At 66.8% G+C, this 22,543-nt stretch carries 20 protein-coding genes and 1 pseudogene; 8 read left to right on the top strand and 13 right to left on the bottom strand.

The features are described 5' to 3' along the window. Position 1: 1 nt before the first annotated feature. Both QRM89_RS12230 and QRM89_RS12235 read right to left on the bottom strand, forming a co-directional pair. On the bottom strand, positions 2–838 hold the full coding sequence (locus tag QRM89_RS12230) for a MipA/OmpV family protein (protein ID WP_285448118.1): 837 nt from the start codon (positions 836–838) through the stop codon (positions 2–4). Between the two features lie 19 nt (positions 839–857). Further along, entirely contained in the window at positions 858–2,321 is a 1,464-nt protein-coding gene (locus QRM89_RS12235) for an efflux transporter outer membrane subunit (RefSeq protein ID WP_285448119.1), read from the bottom strand. A gap of 105 nt (positions 2,322–2,426) precedes the next feature. Here QRM89_RS12235 and QRM89_RS12240 point away from each other — a divergent pair, with 105 nt between their 5' ends. Continuing rightward, a complete protein-coding gene (locus QRM89_RS12240) occupies positions 2,427–3,116 on the top strand; it encodes a response regulator (RefSeq protein ID WP_103700023.1) in 690 nt (229 codons plus the stop codon). Further along, entirely contained in the window at positions 3,113–4,306 is a 1,194-nt protein-coding gene (locus QRM89_RS12245) for an ATP-binding protein (protein WP_115540634.1), read from the top strand. The genes QRM89_RS12240 and QRM89_RS12245 overlap by 4 nt, the downstream gene beginning before the upstream one ends. Before the next feature lie 59 nt (positions 4,307–4,365). On the opposite strand, the gene QRM89_RS12250 is transcribed toward QRM89_RS12245, so the two are convergent. The 3 genes from QRM89_RS12250 to rraA all read right to left on the bottom strand — a co-directional run bounded on the left by QRM89_RS12250 (position 4,366) and on the right by rraA (position 8,053). After that, a complete protein-coding gene (locus tag QRM89_RS12250; RefSeq protein ID WP_228431737.1) occupies positions 4,366–5,631 on the bottom strand; it encodes a cation:proton antiporter in 1,266 nt (421 codons plus the stop codon). Between the two features lie 301 nt (positions 5,632–5,932). Further along, positions 5,933–7,492 (bottom strand): serine hydrolase, encoded by a 1,560-nt coding sequence (locus QRM89_RS12255; RefSeq protein ID WP_285448225.1) that lies wholly within the window; start codon positions 7,490–7,492, stop codon positions 5,933–5,935. Positions 7,493–7,552: 60 nt separating this feature from the next. Continuing rightward, positions 7,553–8,053, bottom strand: a complete 501-nt coding sequence (gene rraA, locus QRM89_RS12260) for a ribonuclease E activity regulator RraA (RefSeq protein ID WP_285448120.1) — start codon at positions 8,051–8,053, stop codon at positions 7,553–7,555. 191 nt (positions 8,054–8,244) lie between these two features. On the opposite strand from rraA, the gene QRM89_RS12265 reads away from it, so the two are divergent. Then, positions 8,245–9,072, top strand: coding sequence for a DUF72 domain-containing protein (locus QRM89_RS12265; RefSeq protein WP_285448121.1), 828 nt, complete (start codon positions 8,245–8,247; stop codon positions 9,070–9,072). Positions 9,073–9,558: 486 nt separating this feature from the next. Further along, a complete protein-coding gene (locus QRM89_RS12270) occupies positions 9,559–10,506 on the top strand; it encodes a DMT family transporter (RefSeq protein ID WP_115530760.1) in 948 nt (315 codons plus the stop codon). A gap of 559 nt (positions 10,507–11,065) precedes the next feature. Here the strand turns inward: QRM89_RS12270 and QRM89_RS12275 are convergent. The 3 genes from QRM89_RS12275 to QRM89_RS12285 all read right to left on the bottom strand — a co-directional run bounded on the left by QRM89_RS12275 (position 11,066) and on the right by QRM89_RS12285 (position 16,315). Further along, complete coding sequence (locus tag QRM89_RS12275; RefSeq protein WP_116921754.1) at positions 11,066–11,788, bottom strand: pseudouridine synthase; 723 nt, start codon at positions 11,786–11,788, stop codon at positions 11,066–11,068. A 56-nt stretch (positions 11,789–11,844) separates the two neighbouring features. Next, entirely contained in the window at positions 11,845–14,256 is a 2,412-nt protein-coding gene (locus QRM89_RS12280; protein ID WP_285448122.1) for an EAL domain-containing protein, read from the bottom strand. A gap of 130 nt (positions 14,257–14,386) precedes the next feature. Next, the gene (locus tag QRM89_RS12285) at positions 14,387–16,315 is read right to left on the bottom strand and encodes a DEAD/DEAH box helicase (protein ID WP_076036703.1); all 1,929 of its coding nucleotides are present in this window, start codon (positions 16,313–16,315) and stop codon (positions 14,387–14,389) included. A gap of 171 nt (positions 16,316–16,486) precedes the next feature. On the opposite strand from QRM89_RS12285, the gene QRM89_RS12290 reads away from it, so the two are divergent. The 4 genes and pseudogenes from QRM89_RS12290 to QRM89_RS12305 all read left to right on the top strand — a co-directional run bounded on the left by QRM89_RS12290 (position 16,487) and on the right by QRM89_RS12305 (position 18,404). Next, positions 16,487–16,987, top strand: coding sequence for a sigma-70 family RNA polymerase sigma factor (locus QRM89_RS12290; protein ID WP_285448123.1), 501 nt, complete (start codon positions 16,487–16,489; stop codon positions 16,985–16,987). A gap of 30 nt (positions 16,988–17,017) precedes the next feature. Further along, positions 17,018–17,665 carry a hypothetical protein gene (locus QRM89_RS12295; RefSeq protein WP_285446804.1) on the top strand — a complete coding sequence of 216 codons (648 nt, stop codon included), beginning with the start codon at positions 17,018–17,020 and terminating at the stop codon, positions 17,663–17,665. A 180-nt stretch (positions 17,666–17,845) separates the two neighbouring features. After that, a complete protein-coding gene (locus QRM89_RS12300; protein ID WP_011037775.1) occupies positions 17,846–18,088 on the top strand; it encodes an RNA-binding S4 domain-containing protein in 243 nt (80 codons plus the stop codon). Between the two features lie 10 nt (positions 18,089–18,098). Next, positions 18,099–18,404 (top strand): annotated as a pseudogene (locus QRM89_RS12305) (hypothetical protein). 176 nt (positions 18,405–18,580) lie between these two features. Here the strand turns inward: QRM89_RS12305 and ubiM are convergent. The 5 genes from ubiM to QRM89_RS12330 form a co-directional block, all read right to left on the bottom strand. After that, positions 18,581–19,759 carry a 5-demethoxyubiquinol-8 5-hydroxylase UbiM gene (gene ubiM / locus QRM89_RS12310; protein ID WP_285448124.1) on the bottom strand — a complete coding sequence of 393 codons (1,179 nt, stop codon included), beginning with the start codon at positions 19,757–19,759 and terminating at the stop codon, positions 18,581–18,583. Between the two features lie 111 nt (positions 19,760–19,870). Continuing rightward, the gene (locus QRM89_RS12315) at positions 19,871–20,272 is read right to left on the bottom strand and encodes an MAPEG family protein (RefSeq protein WP_011037778.1); all 402 of its coding nucleotides are present in this window, start codon (positions 20,270–20,272) and stop codon (positions 19,871–19,873) included. A gap of 25 nt (positions 20,273–20,297) precedes the next feature. Continuing rightward, positions 20,298–20,843, bottom strand: coding sequence for a DUF4019 domain-containing protein (locus tag QRM89_RS12320; RefSeq protein WP_115556399.1), 546 nt, complete (start codon positions 20,841–20,843; stop codon positions 20,298–20,300). 112 nt (positions 20,844–20,955) lie between these two features. Beyond that, the gene (locus tag QRM89_RS12325; RefSeq protein ID WP_014508334.1) at positions 20,956–21,201 is read right to left on the bottom strand and encodes a hypothetical protein; all 246 of its coding nucleotides are present in this window, start codon (positions 21,199–21,201) and stop codon (positions 20,956–20,958) included. Positions 21,202–21,266: 65 nt separating this feature from the next. Beyond that, positions 21,267–22,487: a hypothetical protein gene (locus QRM89_RS12330; protein ID WP_285448125.1), complete on the bottom strand. Its 1,221-nt coding sequence runs from the start codon at positions 22,485–22,487 to the stop codon at positions 21,267–21,269. Positions 22,488–22,543 lie beyond the last annotated feature (56 nt).

The raw sequence follows: 22,543 nt of genomic DNA on the forward strand, positions 1-22,543 counted from the left end.
CTCAGCGGCTGTAGGTCAGTGCAAAGGTGCCGCCGACCACAGCGCGGCGTGCCACCAGCGGGCTGTCTTCGGCGTTGTCCAGGTAGCGCGTGCCGGTGACGCCCAGCGTGGTGGCCCAGTGGTCGCCCAGCGAATGCATCCAACTGCCACCGACTGCGGCGGCGTAGACGCCGGATCCCGCGTTGAAAGCTTCAAAACGCGTACGTCCGGCCTGCGCATCGGTGACGCCGAAATAGGCCTGATTGAAGCGGCGGTCGCCGCCATGCACGTCCAGATCCAGAGTGACCGTGTCGCTGGCGCGATGCAGCAGGGTGAACTCCACTCCGGCGCGATAGCGGTTACGGCGCGCCGCATCCTTGAGCGCGAATTCCGCCTCCGCGTTGACGTTCATGTAGGGCGTCACTTGCTGCATCACCAGCGTGCGTGCGGTCATCGACCCAGGCACATCGCCCATGCCAGCCAGCAGGCGCGAGCCCGGCCGCCAGTTGCTGTCGCTTTGCAGCCGGCCCAGGTCGTAATACAGCGATTGCGAGATGTAGAAGCCAGACTTGCTCTGGTATTGCAGGCCAGCACCGCGCGCCGTATCGAAGAACAGCAAACCGCGTTGCACCACCAGCACCGGGTTGAATTGCACGCGTGCGCGTTCGGCACCGGCATATTCTGGTGTGGCAACTGCTGCGGCGCCCGCAGTGATTTCAGTCCGCTCCCCCAGCAGGCGCGAGCTCCCGGTCAAGTCGGTTTGTGCATGCGCGATGCACGGAATGGCGCTCATGCACGCAAGGACGCCGGCGCGAACAGCATGGTTGCCACGCAGGCGATTGAAGGACAGTACATTCATCGAAAGTCTCCAGCAGACGTCAGGAAGAGGTAGGCAGGCGCACGCCGTAGAACGCCTGAAACAGGGCAATGCGGCTCAGCACGCGTTGACGTGCGGTGTCCAGGTAATCGAGTTCGGCTTGGGCGATGCGCGAGCGCTCGGCCAGCAGCGTGCTGCGGTCTTCCAGGCCGGCATCCACGCGCTTGTGCATGCGAGCAAGACGCAGTTGCTCGCGTTCGACCTGCTCGCGCGAGCGCGGCTCGGCCTGCGACAAGGTCGCGTGCGCGTCGAGCGCATTGGCGACCTCACGAAACGCAGACTCGATCGACTGCTCGTAGGCGACCACATCGGCGCGTTTACGCACCTGCGCCAGATCCAGATTGGCGCGATTACGGCCACCGTCGAACAACGGCAGATTCAGTTGCGGCATAAAGCTCCACAACCCGTGGCCTGCAGAAAACAAGCCGCTCAATCCGTCGCTGGCGGTGCCCACGCTGGTGCTCAAGGTGATCGACGGAAAAAACGCCGCACGCGCCGCGCCGATATCGGCATTGGCCGCGCGCAGTTCCAGCTCGGCTTGCTGGATATCCGGGCGTTGCAGCAAGAGTGACGAATCGAGTGCGCGCCATGCGCTCGCAGGCGCATCTGCGGAGATCAAACCCTGCAGATCGCCGGGTACCGGCGTGCTGTCATAGCCAGCCAGCAACTGCAGTGCACGCACCGCCGCAGCATGGTTATCGTTGCCCTGCAAGGCCGCCACATGGGCCTGATCGGCCTGACCGCGCTGCGCATCGCGCTCGTCGCGCGCAATCAGCCCCACCTGATATTGCCGCTCGGCAATGGCCAGGAGCGCAGCGCTGTCGGCATCCAGCGATTGCAGTTGCTGCAGCGCCTGCGCAGCCGTGCGCTCGGCGGTGTAGGCACGCAGCACCTCGGCAATCAGGGCACCACGCGCTGCATCGCGGCCGTAGGTGCTGGCCAGGTAACGCTGCCGCGCAGCCTCGGACATCGCCTGCAGCTTGCCGAAGAAATCCACTTCGAAATTACCGATTCCCGCATTGGCAATCACCAGATCCTGCTGGTAACGCGCATCCAGCGCCGGATTGTCGAAATGTTGTCGTAGCTGTTGTGCGCCGACAGCGAGCGCGGGCAGACGCGACGCCTGGGTGATGCCGTACTGCGCGCGCGCCTGCTCCACTTGCAGCGCAGCGCGGCGGAAATCGCCGTTGTGCGCCAACGCGCGTTCAACCAGGGGCTGCAGGTTGCGGTCTGGCGCGAAAGCCTGCAGGAATGCGCGCTCCTGCGCGTTCAAACTCACGGCAACCGTGGCATTGGTGTCGGGCTGATCGGGCGCGGATGCTGCCTGTGGGCTGCCGAACGTGGCCGGCACGCTCACCACCGGCCGCTGATAGGTCGGCGTCAGCGAGCAACCAGCCGACAGCACAGCACTGGCGGCAACCAGGCAAACGCAAGGCCAACGGCGCGGAATAATTTGTGGAATCATGATGTCGGAGCACAGAGCCAATCTCGACCGACATCCTCGACCTGTAGCGTCCAGGTTGTTTTCGGGAATTATCCAGATTTGATCGAGACGACAGGGCAGCACGCCATGACAGGCAAAAAGGTTCTGCTGGTGGAAGACGACGCCGATAGCGCCAGCATTTTGGAGGCCTATCTCCGCCGCGATGGCTTCGATGTGGCAGTGGCCGGCGATGGTGAACGCGCCATCCAGCTGCATCGGCAATGGGCACCGGATCTGGTGCTGCTGGATGTGATGCTGCCCAAGCTCAGCGGCATCGAGGTGCTGTCGGCGATTCGCCGCGCCGGCGACACGCCGGTGATCATGGTCACCGCCATTGGCGATGAACCGGAGAAGCTCGGCGCACTGCGCTACGGCGCCGACGATTACGTGGTCAAGCCGTACAGCCCCAAGGAAGTGGTGGCGCGCGTGCATGCCGTACTGCGCCGAAGCGTGGCCGTGCGCGCGCCGGGCGAGCCCCTGCAGCACGGTCGGCTGAGCGTGGATCCGGCCGCCGTGGTTGCCAGCGTGCAAGGCGAGAACGGCGACAGCGTGGCGCTGGATCTGACACCAACCGAATTCAATCTGCTCGCGCTGTTGCTCAAGACACCATTCAAGGCCTTTACGCGCAGCGAATTGCTCGACGCCTGCCTGCCCGACAGCGATGCGCTGGAACGGGTGGTGGATTCGCATATCCACAACCTGCGCCGCAAACTTGAAGTGCATGGCATCACCGGCGTCCTGGTCACCGTGCGCGCAGTGGGATACCGCTTTCAATGAATGCCCTGCGGCGATTTCATGCGTGGCGTAGCCAGGCGCCGCTGTGGTGGTGGGTGGGGCTGCGCATGAGCGCGCTGGCGGTGCTGACCATGATGGTCATCGCCTTCGGCATGTGGTGCTATTTCAATCTTCGCTATAGCCTGATCCTGAGCACCGTGCCGGCTGAGCCGCGCGCGGAAATCGCCCAGCTGATCGAGCAACCCAGGGCCAACCAGGCGCGCCTGTGGGAGCTGTTCCAGCGCTATTACGACATCGAAAATTTCCTGCCCGGGCTGGCCAATCCGGACTGGTGGATGCTGGGCGCCATGATGACCATCTCGGTCCCGGTCATCCTGTTCTGCGGCCTGCTCGCATCGCGGCCGCTGTCGCGGCAATTTTCGCAGGTGGCTTCCGCAGCGCACCGGGTCAGCGACGGCGACTTCGGAGCGCGCGCGCAGGTGGTGACTGGCGCACCGGACGAGCTCACCGCCTTGGCCGACGACTTCAACACCATGAGCGGCAGGCTGCAGCAGTACGAGCGCGAATTGCGCGACTCCAGCGCGATGCTCGCGCATGAATTGCGCACCCCGCTCAATGCCGCAATGGGGCGCGTGCAAGGCATGCTGGATGACGTCTTTCCGCGCGAACCCGAGCAACTTCGGCTGGTGCATCGCCAGCTGGAGCAGATCAATCGGCTGATCGGGGATTTGCACCTGGTATCGCTAGCGCGTGCCGGCCAACTGGTGCTGGAGCCGGAAAGCGTCGACCTGCACGAGCTCGTCGCCGAGCGCATCGAGTGGGCGGGGCCCGTGCTGCGCGAGGCGCAAATGGCCATCCACTACCCCACGCATCCGCCCCTCCGCCTGCGCGCCGACCGGCATCGGCTGGGCCAGGTGTTGTCGATCCTGATCGACAACGCAGTGCGCTACGCCGCAGCCGGCAAGGTGCTGGAGATCGAGGTGCGCCGCGAAGGCTCCGGCGTGGAGCTCACCTTGGGCGACCGTGGCCCCGGGGTAGAGCCTGCACAATTACCGCATCTGCTGGATCGCTTCTGGCGCGCCGACAGCTCGCGCGCCCGGCATTCCGGTGGCAGCGGCCTGGGCCTGGCGATCGCATCAGCCATCTGCCAGGCGCACGATGGCCGCCTGGTCGTCAGCAACCGCGCCGGCGGTGGCCTGCTGGCCAGCGTGCAGTTGCCGCTGAGGCGTTGACGCGCCCCCCAGCGCGCGCACCCCTGCAGTTGCCTGCCACAGCAGACAACTGCGCGCCCTCACCGCGATTGCAGGCTCGGCACCGCGTCGCTCACGTGGGCGTGGCGGCGCATGATCCAGTTGAACAGCGGCGTGGCCATCAAGGTGGACAAAATCGCCATCAGTACCAGCACCGAGAACAGGCCTTGTTCGATCACCCCGGCCTGCAGGCCGATGTTGATGATGATCAGCTCCATCAGGCCACGCGCGTTCATCAGCGAACCGATCGCCATCGCGTCGCGGTTGTTTTCGCCGGTGGCACGCGCTGCGGCCCAGCAGGCCACGCCCTTGCCGATGAACGAGGCCGCCAGGATCGCCACGCCGGCCAGCATGATCTGCGGCTGCATCAGCACGCTGAGCTGGGTCTTGAGCCCCGAGTAAGTGAAGAACAGCGGCAGCAGCAACACCACCACGAACGGCTGCATCATCGCGCGCAGCTTTTCGGTCAATGCCCCCTTGGGCAGGCAGGCACCGAGCAGGAAGCCGCCGAACACGGCATGGATACCGATCGCATCCATCGCCCAGGCGCTGAGGCAGAACAGCATCAGGATCACCGCCAACACGCCATTGCCGAGCGGCTGATCGGGCACCACGTAATCAGACAACCGGCGCAGCAGGTGGCGCCCGACAAAAAGCATGAACAACGCGTAGGCCACGCCGCCGCCGATGGCCAGATACGCGCTGCCCCAGCTGCCGCCGAAGCTGGCCAGCACCACGGCCAGGATGCACCACGCCGCCGCATCGTCGAACGCGCCAGCGGTCAGCGCCAGCGTGCCCAACGGGCTATTGGTGAGGCCGCGCTCGTGGATGATGCGTGCCAGCATCGGGAAGGCAGTGATGGCGATGGCGGCGCCCAGGAACAGCGAAGCCTCCATCAGCTTGGCCTTCTCGGAAAACAGGCCTTGCACATTGATCAACCACGGGCACAGCGCGAACGCCAACGCAAACGGCACCGCGATACCGGCCAACGACACACTCATGGCACTGCGATAGCGCGCCTTGAAGTGGTCGCCACGAAAGTCGGTGCCGACCAGGAACATGTACAGGCCCACCCCGAACTGCGCGAACACGTACAACACGTCCATGGTTTGCTTGGGAAACAGTGCCGTCTGTAGATCCGGCAGCACCAGTCCGAACAGCGACGGCCCCAGCATCACGCCGGCGATCATCTCGCCCACCACCTGCGGTTGACCTACGCGCTTGGCCAGCAGACCCACCACACGGCACGCCAGCAGGATCGCGGCGGCCTGCAAAAAGAAATACACCGACATTTGCGGAGTGGTCATGCGTGGACGGCGTCCCTGAGAGTTGCGCGGATCATAGCGAGCCAGGCCGGTGGGCGATAGCGCCGACGGGTGGCGCACGCCGGTGATCTGCAAGCAGTTGCGTTCGTTACGCGACAGGCGGGCGCAACTGCGAGATCCCAGTGCGGTGGCAGCCGGCGGGCCGCCACCGGTCGTTCAAAGGCCGCGCTCCGTGGCGGCAGGTCAGCCACGCGACGCAGATGCGTTCGGCCGAAATCAGGCAGCCGCGGGTTTGCTTGCGCTGCGCCCGGCAGCCCCTGCAGCGCCACCTGTGCGCGCCAGCTCACTCCTGCGCTGCCACCGGCGTCAACACCAGATCCTGGAAATCGAAACTGAAGTCGGTCAATGGCGATACGGCCTCCATGCGCATCTCACGCACCTTGCCGTCGGGGGTCAGCGCGAAGTTGACGAACGCATCGGCATTCAAGGAGCGGTCGTCCCAGCGCACGATGAAGCTGTCGTGCTGCCAATGCTCCAGCGTGCCCACCAGTTGCGCGGTCTTGGCGAACTGCAGGCGCAGCCGCTTGCCCTCTTGTCGGATCACCACCTCGCCGTACCAGGGGTCACGATAGGTCGCGGCGTACCCACTCAGCGGTAACGACGGCGCCGAGCGCTTGGCACGCGCCTGCTCATGGTGCTTCCAGCTGGTATCGGCTTCGGCATCTGCTTTTTCCACGGCCTTGGCGTAGGCGGCGGTCCAGTCGGTGGTGGGCAGCTGCAAGAACGCATCCAGCACCTGCAGCGTCACCGCGTTGAATGCCGCGCCCACTTCTTGATTGGTCAGCACCACCACGCCGAGTTTTTGCTCCGGCACCAGGGTCAGCCGCGACACCATGCCGGGCCAGCCGCCGGTATGCCACACCAGCCGATGGCCGCGGTAATCGCTGAGGCTCCAACCCTCGCCGTAGCCGGCAAAGTTGGGGCGCGCCGCGGCCAGCTCGGGCACCGCCGGCTCCGGCACACTGATCGGCGTGATCATCGACCACATCTCGCGCTGCCGCTTGGCACTGAACAAGGGGGTGCCATCGGCCAGAGTGCCGCCGGCCAGTTGCACGTTCATCCACAACGCCATGTCGTGCGCACTGGAATACACCCCGCCGGCGCCGGAATTGTTGGACCAGGTCAGCGGCGCTACCGTGCGCAGCTTGCTGAAGTCGTACTTGGCATGGCCAACGGCGGCCGTATCGCCGGGTTGCAGGTGGTCGGCATTGAAGCGTGTGCCGGCCATGCCCACCGGCGTGAAAATGCGTTGCTGCAGGAACGCGGCATAGCTCTGCCCGGACACCTGCTCGATCACCTTCTGGGCGACCGCGTACAAGATGTTGTCGTAGGCGTAGCGGTCGCGGAAGCCACCCTTGAGCGGCACCTTGGCCAGCCGCTGCACCACTTCTTCGGTGGTGTAACTGGTGGTGGGCCAGTACAGCAGATCGCCTGCGCCCAGGCTCAAACCGCTGCGGTGCGCGAGCAGGTCGCGCACGCGCATTTCGTTGGTGACATACGGGTCGGACATGCGGAACCACGGCAGGTGCTCGATGACCTTGTCGTCCAGCGAGAGCTTGCCCTCATCGGCCAGGATCGACAGCGATGCGGCGGTGAAGGCCTTGGTGTTGGAAGCAATGGCGAACAGCGTGTCGGCCTGCACCGGCGCCGGCTTGCCCAGCTCGCGCACACCGTAGCCGCGCTCCAGCACGATCTGGCCATCCTTGACGATGGCCACGGCAATGCCGGGCACATCGAACTGCTTGCGCACCCGCTCCATCTGCGCATCGAACTGCTGCATGCCGGCCGGCAATGCAGCCGTCTCAGCGGCCAAGGTGACACCACTCACTGTCATGCCAGCCATCGCCATCGCTCCCACCATCATCCAGGTCATCGGCTTGCTGTGCTGCTGTGTGCTCATCAATCAATGCTCCACGCCGGCGCTGTCCAGCGACAGCGGCGCCGCTGCCACCACGACACCGTTCGCATCGGCATACAGCCAGTGCCCGGGGACGAAGGCCACGCCGGCAAAATTCACCGGCACGTCCACATCGCCCAGGTCACGGCGCTCGGTGCGGCGTGGGCATGCCGCCAACGCCAGCACCCCCAACGGCAAGCCCGCCAGGATCTCCACGTCGCGCACGCACCCGTGGATCAGCACGCCGGCCCAGCCATTGGCCACCGCCTGTGCGCCGATCTGGTCACCGAACAAAGCGTGCCGCAAGGAGCCTTGCCCATCGACCACCAGCACGCGCCCGTCGCCAGGCGTGGAGGCCAGCTCGCGTATGCGCGAGTTGTCCTCGACACAGCGCACCGTGGCGATCGGCCCGGAAAAGGTGGTGCGCCCACCAAAGTGCCGAAACAGCGGTTCGGCGACCGCCACCTCGGGAAAGCGGTCGCAAAGATCGGGGGTGGTCCAGGTCATGACAACGCTCCGGCAAGGGGAGCCCGATGGTAGCCGGCTGCCAGCGACAGAGCATCCTCAGGCACTGGTTGCACGACGCAAGGTATCCGCTGTCGCCAGCGTCTTGCGGCGGCGTCGGTATCATCGGTCACTTGCAGCGATCGCAGTTCCGGCACATCGCGGCATCCCCCCTCGCCACTGCGGAGCCCGCCATGACCGATCTGTTCGCTGCAGCGCCCCCTGCCCTGGAAGGCATCCATGTCGGCATTGGCGGCTGGGTGTACGCACCGTGGCGCGCCGGCATGTTCTACCCCGAGGGCCTGGTGCAGCGCCGGGAGCTGGAATACGCCAGCCGCCATGTCACCGCGATCGAAATCAATGGCACGTACTACGGTGCGCAGAAACCGGCGACCTACGCGAAGTGGCGCGACGAGGTGCCACCGGGCTTTGTGTTCTCGGCCAAGGCGCCGCGGCGCATTACCCAATCGCGCACGCTGGCTGGCACCGGCGCGCAGGTGGAGGATTTCATCGGTGGCATTGCCGAGCTGGGCGACACACTTGGGCCGCTGGTGTGGCAATTCGAGCAAGGCCATCGCCTGCAGCCCGATGACCTGGAGGGGTTCCTGTCGCTGTTGCCCAAGCGCGTCGGCAGCCGCGTGCTACGGCACGTGCTGGAGATCCGCGACCACGACGCCGTGGATGCCGCGCTCATCGCGCGGGTGCGCCAACATGGCGTGGCCACGGTGTTCACTGATTCTGACGAGCACCCCTCGTTTGCCGATCTCTCCACGGATTTTGTGTATGCACGGTTGATGCGCAGCCAGGCACGCCTGCACACCGGTTATCCGGCACCGGCGCTGGCCCGCTGGGCCGAGCGCATCCAGGCCTGGCGCCGCGGCGAAGACCCGGCCGATCTTCCGCATGTTGGCGATGCACCGGCAACGGCCACTGTGCGCGAGGTGTTCGTGTTCTTCATCAGCGCAGCCAAGGAGCGCAATCCGGCTGCGGCGATGGCGCTGCTGCAGGCGCTGGGACGCTAGCCGCGCGCGAGGCGCTGCGGCGCAGCTCAGGCGTTACCGGTGCGGTCGATGTGCCAGCGGCCGGCCCGCTACACGCGCGGCAACGGCAACGGCCACTGTGCGCGAGATGCTCTGGTCTTTCATCAGCTCGCCTGAGCAACGCAACCCGGGGGCGATGATGGTCCTTCCGCAGGTAGTGGACCGCTAGCGGAACGCGAGCACAACCGCGCAGGTCAGGCGCAACGGTTGCGTTCGGTGTGCCAGCGGCTGGCGCGCTACCGCTGTGGCGGTGGCTACACATGCGATAGCTCCAGAGAAACCCGATGACGCTTCTGCAGTAACGCGCACAACGCCTTGGGGCCGAAGACACAGCCGCTACAGGCTTGGCCTTGACTCAGCCTGCGCCGCCTGTGGAGACAACCCGACCTCCGCTTCCGTAGTCCTGCGCGCACCGCTTTGGAGCCAACAACACGTAGGCCAGCCCAGCGGTTTCGGCGACAATGGCGCATGCCCATGACCGACCTGCGCAAAGCGCAACTGCAAATCCATTTCTGCGTGCTGCTCTGGGGCATCACCGCAATCCTCGGCAAGCTGATCACGCTGCAGGCGCTGCCGCTGGTGTGGTGGCGGATGTTGATCGTGGTGGTGGCGTTGTTGCTGCTGCCGCGCGTGTGGCGCGGGCTGCGTGCGATGTCGGCGCCGGTGATGCTGGGCTATTGCGGCATCGGCGTGCTGGTGGCGCTGCACTGGCTCACCTTTTACGGCGCGATCAAACTGGCGAACGCTTCGGTGGCGGCCACCTGTATCGCATTGGCGCCGGTGTTCACTGCGGTGATCGAACCCTGGGTGGCGCAGCGCCCGTTCCGGCCGCGCGAGCTGCTGTTCGGGCTGGCGGTGTTGCCCGGCGTGGCCCTGGTGGTCGGTGGTGTACCCGATGGCATGCGTGCCGGCGTGGTGGTCGGCGCGGTCTCGGCGGTGTTCGTCGGCTTGTTCGGCTCTCTCAACAAACGCATGGTGGCGCACGCGGACCCGCTCACCGTCACCGCGCTGGAACTGGGCGCCGGCACGCTGGCCCTGACGGTGCTGGCGCCGGCCTTGCCGCTGGTGCTGCCAGCCCTGCATGGCGACCTGCTGGTGCTGCCCAGCCTGCACGATGGCGTGTTGCTGCTCGGCCTCGCCCTGGCCTGCACGCTGCTGCCGTTTGCCCTGGCGCTGGTCGCGCTGCGGCACCTCAGCGCCTACGCGGTGCAGCTGGTGACCAACCTGGAGCCGGTCTACGCGATCGTGCTGGCGATCGTGTTGCTGGGCGAACAACGCGAACTGACGCCGCTGTTTTACCTCGGCGTGGCGATCATCCTGGGCGCGGTCTTCCTGCATCCGGTGCTGGAGCGGCGCCGCAAAGTGGTGCATCCCGAATTGCTGGGTACCGCCGAGGCGAAGAACATCGTCGATTGATCGGCGACGCCGAGCGGCCATGTTTTACGTAGGAGCGCGCTTGCGCGCGAGGAGCTTGACCGGGAACGCCCCATCGCGCGCAAGCGCACTCCTACGGACACCGATCCTTCTCGGGGCGTCCACGCCGCCCTAGTCGTCACACGCGACAAAATCAATGCGTACGCATGCCAAGCACTCGCTATGGCACCGCCATCTAAAGCATCGAACGCCCAGCTGTTGTAGGAGCGCGCTTGCGCGCGAGGGGCTTGACCGGGAACGCCCCATCGCGCGCAAGCGCGCTCCTACGGGCACCGAACCTTCTGAGTGTCTGCGCCGCCAAGTCATCGCAGTACCAATTCGCACAACAGGCTCAGCACGCGCTGCGCACCAGCGTCCTGATGCGTCACAAGCACCCGGCTGTTGTAGGAGCGCGCTTGCGCGCGAGGGCTTTACCGGTAACGCCCTATCGCGCGCAAGCGCGCTCCTACGATGAGCATTCCAGATGATGCATCGGGAAGCATCCAAGGGACGATCAAACTGCGCCAAGCAGCAACCGCTCCAACACGCTGCCAAGCCACACTCACCAATCAGTACGCTGCGGCAATAACCCCTGCAATTCCTGGTCGGTGAGATTGCGCCACTGGCCGGGCTTGAGCGCGGCCAGCTTGATGTTATCGATGCGCACGCGGCGCAGTTGGGTCACGCGGAAGCCGAACGCCGCGGCCATCAGGCGGATCTGCCGGTTCAAGCCCTGCTCCAGCACGATGCGGAAGCCGAACTTGGCGATGCGCGCGGTACGGCACGGCAAGGTGGTTTCGTCATGCAGGCGCACGCCGCGGGCCATGCCGCGCAGGAATTCGTCGGTGACCGGCTTGTTGACCGCCACCAGATATTCCTTCTGGTGGCGATTTTCCGCGCGCAGGATCTCGTTGACGATGTTGCCGTTGCTGGTCATCAGGATCAGCCCTTCGGAGTCCTTGTCCAGCCGGCCGATCGGGAAGATGCGCTGCTCGTGGCCCACGAACTCCACGATGTTGCCTTTCACCGAACTCTCGGTGGTGCTGGTGATGCCCACCGGCTTGTTGAGTGCGATGTACACGTGGCGGCGCGCACCAGGCTTTTTGGCCTCGCGCACGCGCAGGGGCTGGCCGTCCACCAGCACGGTGTCGTCTTCGCCGACCACCGCGCCGGTGCCGGCGATCACGCCATTGACGGTGACGCGGCGTTCGCCGATCAGGCGGTCCGCCTCGCGGCGGGAGCAGAAGCCGGTTTCGGCGATATGTTTGTTGAGTCGGGTCGTCATCGGCGGATTATCGGCGATTGCGGCGCCGCGCGGGCTATTGCGTGCGTCAGGGCCGCTCAGGAGGCAGCCAGGCTGGGCAGCGGCACATGCAGCAGGTCATCCAGCGGGCATGGCCTGTGCAGGCTAAACCCTTGCACCTGGCCGACCCCGGCCTCGCGCAGGCCGGCGATGTCGGCCTCCGATTCCACGCCCTCGGCCACCACGTCGATCCCCAGCGCCAGGCCTACCTGCGCGATCGAATGCACGGTGGCGCGGTCCACGGCGTCATGCGCGTAATTGCGTACGAAGCCGCAGTCGATCTTGAGCACGTCCACTGTAAATTGTTTGAGATAGCCGAACGAGGCCAGGCCGCTGCCAAAATCATCCAGCGCCACATGGCAGCCGCGCGCACGCACGCTCTGCACGAACCGCTGCGCGTGCTCCAGATCGCCGATCACTGCGGTTTCGGTGATTTCCAGGCACAGCTTGGCCACCAGCGCCGGGTAGCGTTCGAACAAGGCGCAGACAAAATCCAGGAAGTCGCGTTGCGCGATCGACTGCGCGGACAGGTTCACATGGCACAGGTCCAGGCTCGCCACATGCGCTGGATTGGCCGACAGCTGCGCACAAAGGGTTTCCAGCACGTGCGCATCCACCATGCGGCCCAGGCCGTAACGTTCCACCGCTGGCAGGAATTCGCCAGGGCTGAGCACGCGCCCGTCGCGCGTGCGCATGCGCACCAGCACTTCGTATTGCACACGCCCCGGGTCGCTGAGCACCTGGATCTTCTGCGCGTACAGCAGCAGCCGGTCTTCGGCGATGGCCTGTTGCACCGCGCTGATCCAGCCGCCGTCGTGGCGCCGCCGCGCCATCGCCAGATCGGTCTCGCCGAAACTGCGGATGCGGTTGCGGCCTTCTTCCTTGGCCGCATGGCAGGCCAGGTCGGCCGCGGTCATCAGCAGGTTGACGTCGTCGGCCCCCTGGCGGATCTCCACCACGCCGAAACTGCAGCTCGGGGTCAGCGGCCGGCCGCCCTGGTGGCTCCACGGTTGGCCAAGCACGCCATGCATCCGCTCCAGCAACGTGTGCGCATGCGCCAGGTCGGTGTTGGCCAGCAGGATCGCGAACTCGTCGCCGCCCAGCCGCCCCAGCCAGTCGCCGGGGCGCAGCTGCATGGTGATCACGTCGGCGAAGTGGCACAGGAACTTGTCGCCCACCGCATGCCCGAAGGTGTCGTTGACCAGTTTGAAGTGATCCAGGTCCACGAAGCACAGCGCGTGGCACAGCTGCGGTGACTGCGGCGGGTCGATCAGGCGTTGCAGGCGGCGCTCGATCTCGCGGCGATTGATCAGCCCGGTGAGCGCGTCATGGCGCGCGTGATAGGCCACTTCGTCGGCCAGTTCGTGCGCCTGCGAGACATCCTCGATCACCGCCAGCACCAGGCTTGGCTCCTGCGGCCCCGGCTCCACCAGCGAGGCGCTCCAGCGCCCCCACAGTACCCCGCCATCGGAGCGCAAAAAGCGTAGCTCGCCGGCCTGCATCAGCCGCGGCCAGTCGATCAGCCCGCGGCTGTCCAGCACGATGTCATCCGGGTGCATCACCTCGGCCAGCGTGCAGGCCTGCAAGGCCTCTGGCGGGTACTGCAGGATGTTCGCCAGGGAGGCGTTGGCATCCAATACGCGCCCGCTCAGGTCGAACTTCACCATGCCCAGCGCGGCATGCTGAAACGCGGTGCGGAAGCGACCTTCGTGCGACATCAGGTAGTCGCGGGTGCGCCGGATCGCCAGCACGCAGGTGCTCAGCACCAGCAGCAAGGTGGCCAGGCTGCAGGTCACCATCACATCGTGCAGCATGCGCGCGCAACGGGTCAGCAAGGTCAGGAACTGGGCGGCATCGCGCCGCATGCGGCCATCCAGCAGATGCAGTTCGGCACGCAAGGACTGCAGCGCGCGCGCGTCCGGCGTGCCGGTGGCCTGGGCGGAGGCCGCCCGGTCGGCCAGCAGGCTCAGATGCAGGATGTCGCCGTCGGTGTGCTTCCACAGCGCAATTGCGCTGCCCAGGTACGGCAGGCGCTGCCCATACCGGTACAGGCGCACCATCTGCGGCATGTCTTCACGGGCATTGCGGCCGGCCGCCAGACCGGCATAGACCTCGGCCCAGTCGGTTGGCGAGGCATCCACCGCCAACCGCGCCGCGCGATCGCCCAACGGCACTTCCAGTGCGCGGCAGGCCGCCTGCAGATCCGCCGGATCGGCGCTGCCGAGGTAGCGTTCCAGCCAGTACACCGATTCCTGCTGGGCCTTGGACCAGTGGCTCTCGCCAATGATCCAGCTGGTGGCACCGGCCTGGACCTCGATCACCAGTGCCGACAGCACCGCCATGCAGCCGGTCAGCACGATCAACAGCGCCAACGGCAGCGTGAGCCAGCCACGTACCGTCTGCATGGTCCCGCCGCCACCTGTGCCTCGTGCCGCCTGCGCTTTCGCCATCACCGTCCACCGCTGCCCAATGCGTTTCAGGCGCCCAGTGGGCGCCTGAAGGCAGTAACGGCAGCAATGGCAGAGTCTGTATGGCAGCGCCCGCTTAGCGGACGCCGCGCACAGGCACGCTCAGGCGCGCTTACTCGCTGCGCGGGCCACGCGGCTTGGGCGGACCCTTGCGGTGCGGCGCGCCGGCGCGGTCCATCGGCCGGTTGGGCCGGCCCGCCGGCTTGGGGCCACGCGGGAACTTGGGCTTGGCCGCCGCCGCAGCGGCCGCCTCGCCCTCTTCCAGCTTGCGCATGTTGAGCTGCTGGCCCGACACCCAGACCTTCTTCAGGTGCGTCAGCAGTTCGCGCGGCATGTCGGCCGGCAGATCCAGGATCGAGTAATCGTCCTGGATGTCAATGCGGCCGATGTAGCGGCTTTCCAGGCCGGCTTCGTTGGCGATGGCGCCGACGATGTTGGCCGGCTTCACGCCATGGGTGTGGCCCACTTCGATGCGGTAGCTCTCCATGCCGAACTCTGGCTCGCCGCGCGGCGCGCTCGGCTCACGGCGCGGACGCTCGGCGCCGGCGTCTTCACCATAGGCCGGGCGGTCCGGACGCGGTGGACGTGCACCACGCTCGCCGTCGGGCGCACGCGGGCCACGCTCGAACTTGGGCTCGAAGCGCGGGCGCTCGCCACGGTCGGCGCGGTCGTTGCGCTCACGCGGTGCGAAGTCTTCGCGCGCGCCACGCACCGGCGGGGTCAGCAGGAACGGGGCGTCGCCCTGCAACAGCTTGGCCATCGCCGCGGCGATGTCGATCGCCGGCACGTTGTTCTCGCTCTCGTAGCGCTGCAGCAGATCGCGATACATCTCGATCTGGCCGCCGGCCAGGGTCTCGGTGATGCGGGTCATGAAACGCGCCACGCGGGTGTCGTTGACCGCGTCCACGCTCGGCAGCTGCATCTCTTCGATCGGCTGACGGGTGGCGCGCTCGATCGCGCGCAGCATGCCTTTCTCGCGCGGGGTGACGAACAGGATCGCGTCGCCGTTGCGGCCGGCGCGGCCGGTGCGGCCGATACGGTGCACGTAGCTTTCGGTGTCGTACGGAATGTCGTAGTTCAGCACGTGGCTGACGCGTTCCACGTCCAGGCCGCGCGCGGCCACGTCGGTGGCGACCAGGATGTCGAGCTTGCCGTCCTTGAGCTGGGCAATGGTCTTTTCACGGGCGGCCTGCTGCATGTCGCCATTGATGGCAGCCGCGGCCAGACCGCGCGCCTGCAGCTTTTGCGCCAGCTCTTCGGTGGCGGCCTTGGTGCGCGCGAAAATGATCATGCCGTCGAACGGCTCGACTTCCAGGATGCGGGTCAGCGCGTCCAGCTTGTGCAGGCCGCTCACCCACCAGTAGCGCTGGCGGATATTGGCCGAGGTGGTGGTCTTGGCCGCGATGGTGACTTCGGCCGGGTCTTTCAGATAGGTCTGCGCAATGCGGCGGATCGCCGGCGGCATGGTCGCGGAGAACAGTGCCACCTGGCGCTTTTCCGGCAGCTTCTTCAGCACCGCTTCGACGTCGTCGATGAAGCCCATGCGCAGCATTTCGTCGGCTTCGTCCAGCACCAGCGTCTTCAGTTGCGACAGGTCCAGGGTGCCGCGGTCCAGGTGATCGATCACCCGGCCCGGGGTGCCCACCACCACGTGCACGCCGCGCTTGAGCGCGCTGAGCTGCTGGGCATACGGCTGGCCGCCGTACACCGGCAGCACGCGGAAACCGGGGATGGCTTCGGCATATTTCTGGAAGGCTTCGGCCACCTGGATGGCCAGCTCGCGCGTCGGCGCCAGCACCAGCGCCTGCGGCTTGACCTGGTTCAGGTCGGCATTGGACAGCACCGGCAGCGCGAACGCGGCGGTCTTGCCGGTACCGGTCTGGGCCTGGCCGAGCACGTCGCGACCGGCCAGCAGCGCCGGGATGGTGGCGGCCTGGATCGGCGAAGGGGTCTCGTAGCCGACGGCGGCAACCGCCTTCATCACAGCATCTGAGAGGCCGAGGTCTGCAAACAGCAGCGGCGCGGAAGATTCTTGGGTCATGGGTAACTCCGGAGGCGCCGCACGGAGCCGGCAGGCGCAAAGCAGCATAGTGTGCGCCCAGAAGGCCCCTGCTGTCGAAGGTTCGTGACAGTTTGTTCAGGTTGTGAGGAATTTCACCTCCCGGCGAATCATCCAGACATGCCCTCCTCGCCCACCCACGCCGCCGTTCCCATGCCCCAGCACACAGACCTGCACGCCCGCTTCAATGCCTTGCTGCAGCAACACCGCGGCATCGTGCTGAAGGTTGCGGCGAGCTATTGCCGGGATCCGGATGACCGCGCCGATCTGGCCCAGGACATCGCCACACACCTGTGGCGGGCCTTCCCCAGCTACGACCCGCACCGCCGTTTTTCCACCTGGATGTACCGCATCGCGTTGAACGTGGCGATCAGCGACTTGCGCAGCCGCCGGCATGCCCCTGGCGAGGTGCTCGATGTGGGCACGCTGGTCGACAGCATTGCCGACCCGCATGCCCGCGACCCGGCGCGCGAACACCAGCTCACCGCGCTCTACACCTTCATCGCGCAGCTGCCACGCCTGGAGCGCGCGTTGATGCTGCTCTACCTGGACGACCACAGCTACCGCGAGATCGCCGATGTGCTGGGCATCAGCGAAACCAACGTGGCCACGAAGCTCAGCCGCCTGAAAGCGCACATCCGCGCCGAACTGTGACCTTTCCCCTTGCGCAACCGGAGTAACCCCATGGAACTGGATGACATGAAACATGCCTGGCAGACGCTGGAACAGCGCTTGGATCAGCAGGCTGCACAGACCGGGCAACTGCTTGGTGTTGTGCATGAAGAGACGGCACGCAGCAGCCTGCGCCCGCTCTGGGCGGCGCAGACCGCGCAATTGCTGTGCGCGCTGGCACTGGCCATTGTGAGCGCACGCAGCTGGATTCCCCACGCGGATCAGCCCGTGGCGGTCATTGGCGGCGTGCTGCTGCAGGCCTGGTGCGTGGCATTGGCGATCTCCGCGATGGTGCAGCTGCAGCTGCTGACACAACTGAATGTCGCAGGGCCGCTGCTGCGCACGCAACACGCGCTCGCCAGGTTGCGGCGCTGGCGCATGCGCGTGGCGCCGTGGCTGGGCGTGGCGTTCTGGGTGCTGTGGGTCGCAGTGGCCGACGCGCTCTGGCGCGCCCTCACCGGCCAAACCCTGCCGACCGATTGGCTGGTGCTCAACCTGCTGGTCGGCGTGGCCGGCGGCATCGGCACCTGGCTCGGCTTTCGGCGGCTACAACGCGCGCAACATCCGTGGCTGGAACGCATCGACCGCGCGCACGCCGGCACCGGCGTCATCCGCGCCGAACGCATGTTGGAAGAGATCGCACGCTTCCAGCGCGACTAGGGTGAGCCGGGCGACGTGCACGACTCACTGTGCAGCGCCCACGCGCTGCGACCTGTAGCCGCTGGGTGATCGAGCGACCTCGCGCACAGCACGCCTCGCCGACACACCCACGTCATTACGCAGTGGTGTTGCCAGCCGCTCCAGGCGGATAATCGCCCCCTCTCAGTGACCGAGCACACCATGCAATTTCTGGAATTCGACCTGGACGGCGAGTACATCGAGCTCAACCAGCTACTCAAGCTGGCCGGCATCGCCGACAGCGGTGGCCAGGGCAAGGCGATCGTCGCCAGTGGCGCGGTCAGCGTCGATGGTGTGCAAGAGCTGCGCAAGACCGCCAAGATCCGGCCGGGCCAACTGGTGCAGTTGGATGACGTGGAGATCCGGGTGCTGGCGATGGATCCAGAGGCGGACCCGGCGGAATGACAGTGGGCAGGTGAGCTCGCGCATCATCGCGCTCTAGGCCGACGACCCGGAGCACGATGTCTACAATGTTTTGATTGCGGCCGATTCGGCCAAACCGTTCCAGTTCGAACAGTCGCTTCGTGGTGGTCACGCCGAACGTGACGGGGGCAGCATGCTGGCCTTGCACGCGCTGGAAGGCTGGCGCGGCGATTGACGTGCGGACGTGCCCATAGCTGTCTGCGCCTGGGTGATTCCACTGCCGGAAGCGGTGCTGCACAGTGGCGATGCGCCCACCGCGATCAATGCGATCCTTGGACGTGTGACCGCACCCGCCTGACTGCAGTGCGGCTGATGCAAGCCGGCCTGATCGTAGTCCGCGCAATTGCCGCGCCGGCATTCCCGACTCAGCGGATGATGTCCTGCAACACCACGCATCGGACGCCGTTGCAAGGCGACGCAAAACGATGACAGCGCAACGCTGCACGCGTTGCTTGCCGCTGCCGCTTCACCGCCTCAAACGCTCCGCTGGGTCAGATGCGCTGCAATCGCCTGCTTGAAGGGCGCCACCGCATTGGCCGCACGCAAGGCGCCACGTCGCAGCAAGCGGGCCGGTGCACGATCGTCGGTGTACAGCGCGGCCAGTGCATTGGTTGCTTCATACAGCGGGCGCGTCGCCAGCCGATGCGCGCGCGCATATCCCTGCACGACCGCTGCGGCACCGATATCGCCACCGCGCGCGGCCGCGGCCAGCACGCGCTCGGCCAGACGCGCCTGGCTTTGCAACCCGAAGTTGAAGCCGTGCGCGGTGACCGGGTGCATGCCCACCGCCGCATCGCCGATCAACGCCGCACGCTCGCCGGCAAACTGTTGTGCATAGGTTGCGATCAACGGATACGCATGGCGGCTGCCGTCCTGCTGCATCGGGCCGAGCCGGTGTTCGAAGGCGTCCGTCACCGCCGCGCCGAACGCGCGCGCGTCCATCGCCAGCAAAGCCTCGACCTGGCGTGGCGGCAAGGTCAGCACGGCGCCAGCGCGGTTGCCCTGCAGCGGCAGCAAGGCCAGCGTCTTGCCATAGCCAAACCACTCCCAGGCTGCATGGTGGTGCGGCACTGCATGGCGCACGCGGCACACCAGCATGGTCTTGCCGAAATCGCGCAGCTGCGCGCCGATGCCAAGCAACCGCCGCGTGCTGGAAAACCGGCTGTCGGCTGCAACCAGCAGCCGCGCCGACAGCCGCGCCCCATCGGCGAGCTCCACACACACACGCGTGGGCGTGTGCTGTAGCGCGCGCACGCTAGTGCCGCAGCGGATCTCCAGCCCCGGCTGCGCCTGCACGGCCTGCCAGGCGGCGCGGCGGATCAGATGATTGGGCACCAGCCAGCCCAGGTCGCCGGCCTGCCGCGAGGCGGATGCGAAAGTCAGCGCAAACGGTGAATGGCCGTCCATTACCCGCGCATCGCGCAGTGGCGAGATCGCATCGGGCGACACGTGCTGCCAGAGGCCACCCGTTTCCAGCAGCGCGCGCGATGCATACGTCAGCGCGATCTCGCGTCCATCGAAGGCCGGATCGGCAAGGTGTTCGCGCGATTGCTGGTCGATCAACGTGACCGATAACCCGCTGCCGGCCAGCGTCCGTGCAAACGCCAGGCCAACCGGCCCGGCACCGATCACCGCGATATCCACCGTTTGCATGCTGCGCTCCGCGTACTGCGAGGTGCACAGTCTACGAGCGGCCGTATCGGGCTGGCTTGATCAGGATCAACCCGCGCACCGTGCCGCAGGACGCGGCACGGCGATCGCGCATTACCAGCCCAGCAGCGCGCGCACCAGCTTGACGATGCCCCAGAACGACACCACCCAGATCGCGCTGCGCAGGTACGGAATGCCCAGCGCATACACCGGCACGTAGGCGACCCGTGCCCACAGATACAGCTGCACGCCCAGCGCGGTTTCGGCATTGGTGCGGCCGGCCACGGTGACCGCCAGCACTGCAGCGGCGAAGATCGCGAAGGTCTCCAGAAAATTGCGGAACGCACGATCCAGCCGTGCGGCCACGCCGGTCAGCGGCTTGGTCTCGCCATCGCGCGCGCTGGCGTTCCACTTGGTGCCGCGCTGGGCGGTCATGCTGGTCGATGCCGCCAGCAGCTGCACCAGGCCGAGCACCATGGCCCAGCCCAGCATCTGCAGTTCGATGCTCAATTGCATGCTTTGCTCCGCTCATAGGCCACGATCACTTGGCCGACGCCCGCAGGCTGTACCCGGCCAATCGCCAGGTCTTGTCTTCGTCCAGGCGGAACGACACCAGCTCGCGTACCGGCTGCGGCGCTTTGGCAAACCGGGTCGGGAAACTGACGTTGATGTACAGACCTTCTGGCACCTGGGCCCCCGGGCCGTACTTCACCCGCGTCACCGCGCCCTGCCCGCGCCCGACCACCGGCCCGAGCTGGGTGCGCTGGCTGCCGATCTGGCCGACGAACTGCTCGCGCGTCACCGCCTTCTTGGCCACGCTGGAGGCACCGTCCCACAACGGCCCGACCTGGGTACCGTCCACCATCTGCGCCACCCGCAGCGCGGCCTGGGTCATTTCGGTGTTCTGCTTGGTCAGCTGCGCCTGCTGTGCGGCGTTGGGTGCGGTGGCAGCGGGTGCCGCGGCCGGTCGTGCAGTGGGCGCAGTGGCAGAGGGCGCTGCGGCCGGGCGTGCAGTCGGGGCCGGTTGTTGTGCGAAGACCACGGAAGGGGCCACGGCCAGCGCGGCGAGCAGACAGGAACGAAGCATGTGCAAGGACCTTGTACGGAACGTCGGGGAATGAGGGCGCCGTCACAGTGCGTGCGGCGGGAGCAGTCTAGGCCGGCGCTCGCACAAGGCAAGCGCTGGCGGGGTGTTGCCGTCAGACGTCGCCGGGGGGCACCGCAGCCACCGTGCGTGGGCGCCACAGCCGCCAGCTGATCCATAACGCGCGGGCCACAGCAGCAATGATCGCCACCAGGCTCAACCACACTGCCAGCGTGGCCGGCCACTGCACGCGGTTGGCGGCGGCGATGACGCGCAACAGCTCGGCAATGCCGAAGCCGGCCAACACCAGCAGCCCGGAGGGCAGGTAGGCCAGCGCAATTCCTTTGGATTTCCCAAGCATGTTGCCCCCCGGCTCCGATCACATGCGGCGACGATAGGCAGCCGGCAGTGCGGTACGCGTGAAGCTCAGCCTTCGGCCTGACCGGCGGCGGGCGCCTGCGCAGGATCGGAGGCCGCCTCCTGCGCAGGCACGGCCTCCGGCGCGGCATCGCGCGCGCTGGCGGGCGCTGCATTGGCCGGCGCCGGCGCCGGCGCCGGTGCCGGTGCCGCGTCCGCCGGCGGCAGGGCGGCGGGCAGCGCGGCCGCGTCGGTTTCGGCTAGCGGGCTTTCTTCGGGGCAGGCGGCATCGGGGAAACCGAAGCGCTGCTTCAGCGCCAGGCCGCAGGCGTTGACCGCATCCAGCTCGGCGCCCTCGCCCTTGCACTTCTGATCGAAGGCAACCAGGAACGCATCCTTGCGCCGCACGAAGGCGTCGCCGCACTTGCGCATCTGCCGGATCCGCTCCAGGTCGTCCTGTACGGCGTTGGTGCCGTCCAGGCCGTACTCGCGCAACTCGTCCATGGTGAGCAGGCGCAGGCTGCGATTGGGCACGGTCATCATCAGATCGGCCACCGCCACCGCCACGCCGTTGCGCTCCAAATAGTCCTTGACGTTGCCATAGACCTCGCGCAATTCGCGATTGAGTTCGGCGCGCGAGGTGGCCTTGGAGCTGATCCGCATCATGCGGTGGATGCCCACCTTGCCCGCTACCAGGCGGTTGTCGCCGGCCGCCAGCACGAACACGCAGGCGCTGTGGCAGATGGAGCCTTCGCGCACCCAGATGGTCCAGTTGGATTCGCCGATCACATCGCCGGCGCGGATCGCCGCCTCGACCTGGCCACCGCTGGAATCCAGATCCAGGATGCGGTGCGGCAGGCGCAGTTGCTCGGCCACCGTGGCCAGGCGCCACACCATGTCTGCAAAGCCGGCATTGATCTTGCCCGCGTAGCGCACCCGCAGCAGGCCGGTCTCGCGGCAGGGCGCCAGGGCCGCTTCCACACTGGCGCGGTCCAGCGCCGGCAGCAGCGTGCCATCGCCGGCCTCGCGGCTGTAATCGGTGGCGCAGCTGATCCAGGCCTGCCCCAGTTCCAGCGCAGCAGGCGGCCAACCGGCTTCGCCGGGTTGCGCGCGCGGCCGCGGTGGTGGCGCCACCGGCTCGGGCGTATCCACCGACACCATGTGGTCGCCGTCGCCTGCCTGCGTCACTCCGGTCTGCTGCGCCCCGGCAGCATCAGCGGATGTGCTGCTGCGGTCGCAGGCAACCAGCAGCACTGCACAGGCAAATGACAGACAAAGCGGCTTGAGCATCGAGATGAACACCAGACAGCAGCGTGAGCGGGCTCTCAGTCTAGGGCGGACGCGCC

Origin of the sequence: Xanthomonas sp. LMC-A-07 (assembly GCF_030208825.1) — a bacterium.
Classification (GTDB): Bacteria; Pseudomonadota; Gammaproteobacteria; order Xanthomonadales; family Xanthomonadaceae; genus Xanthomonas; species Xanthomonas campestris.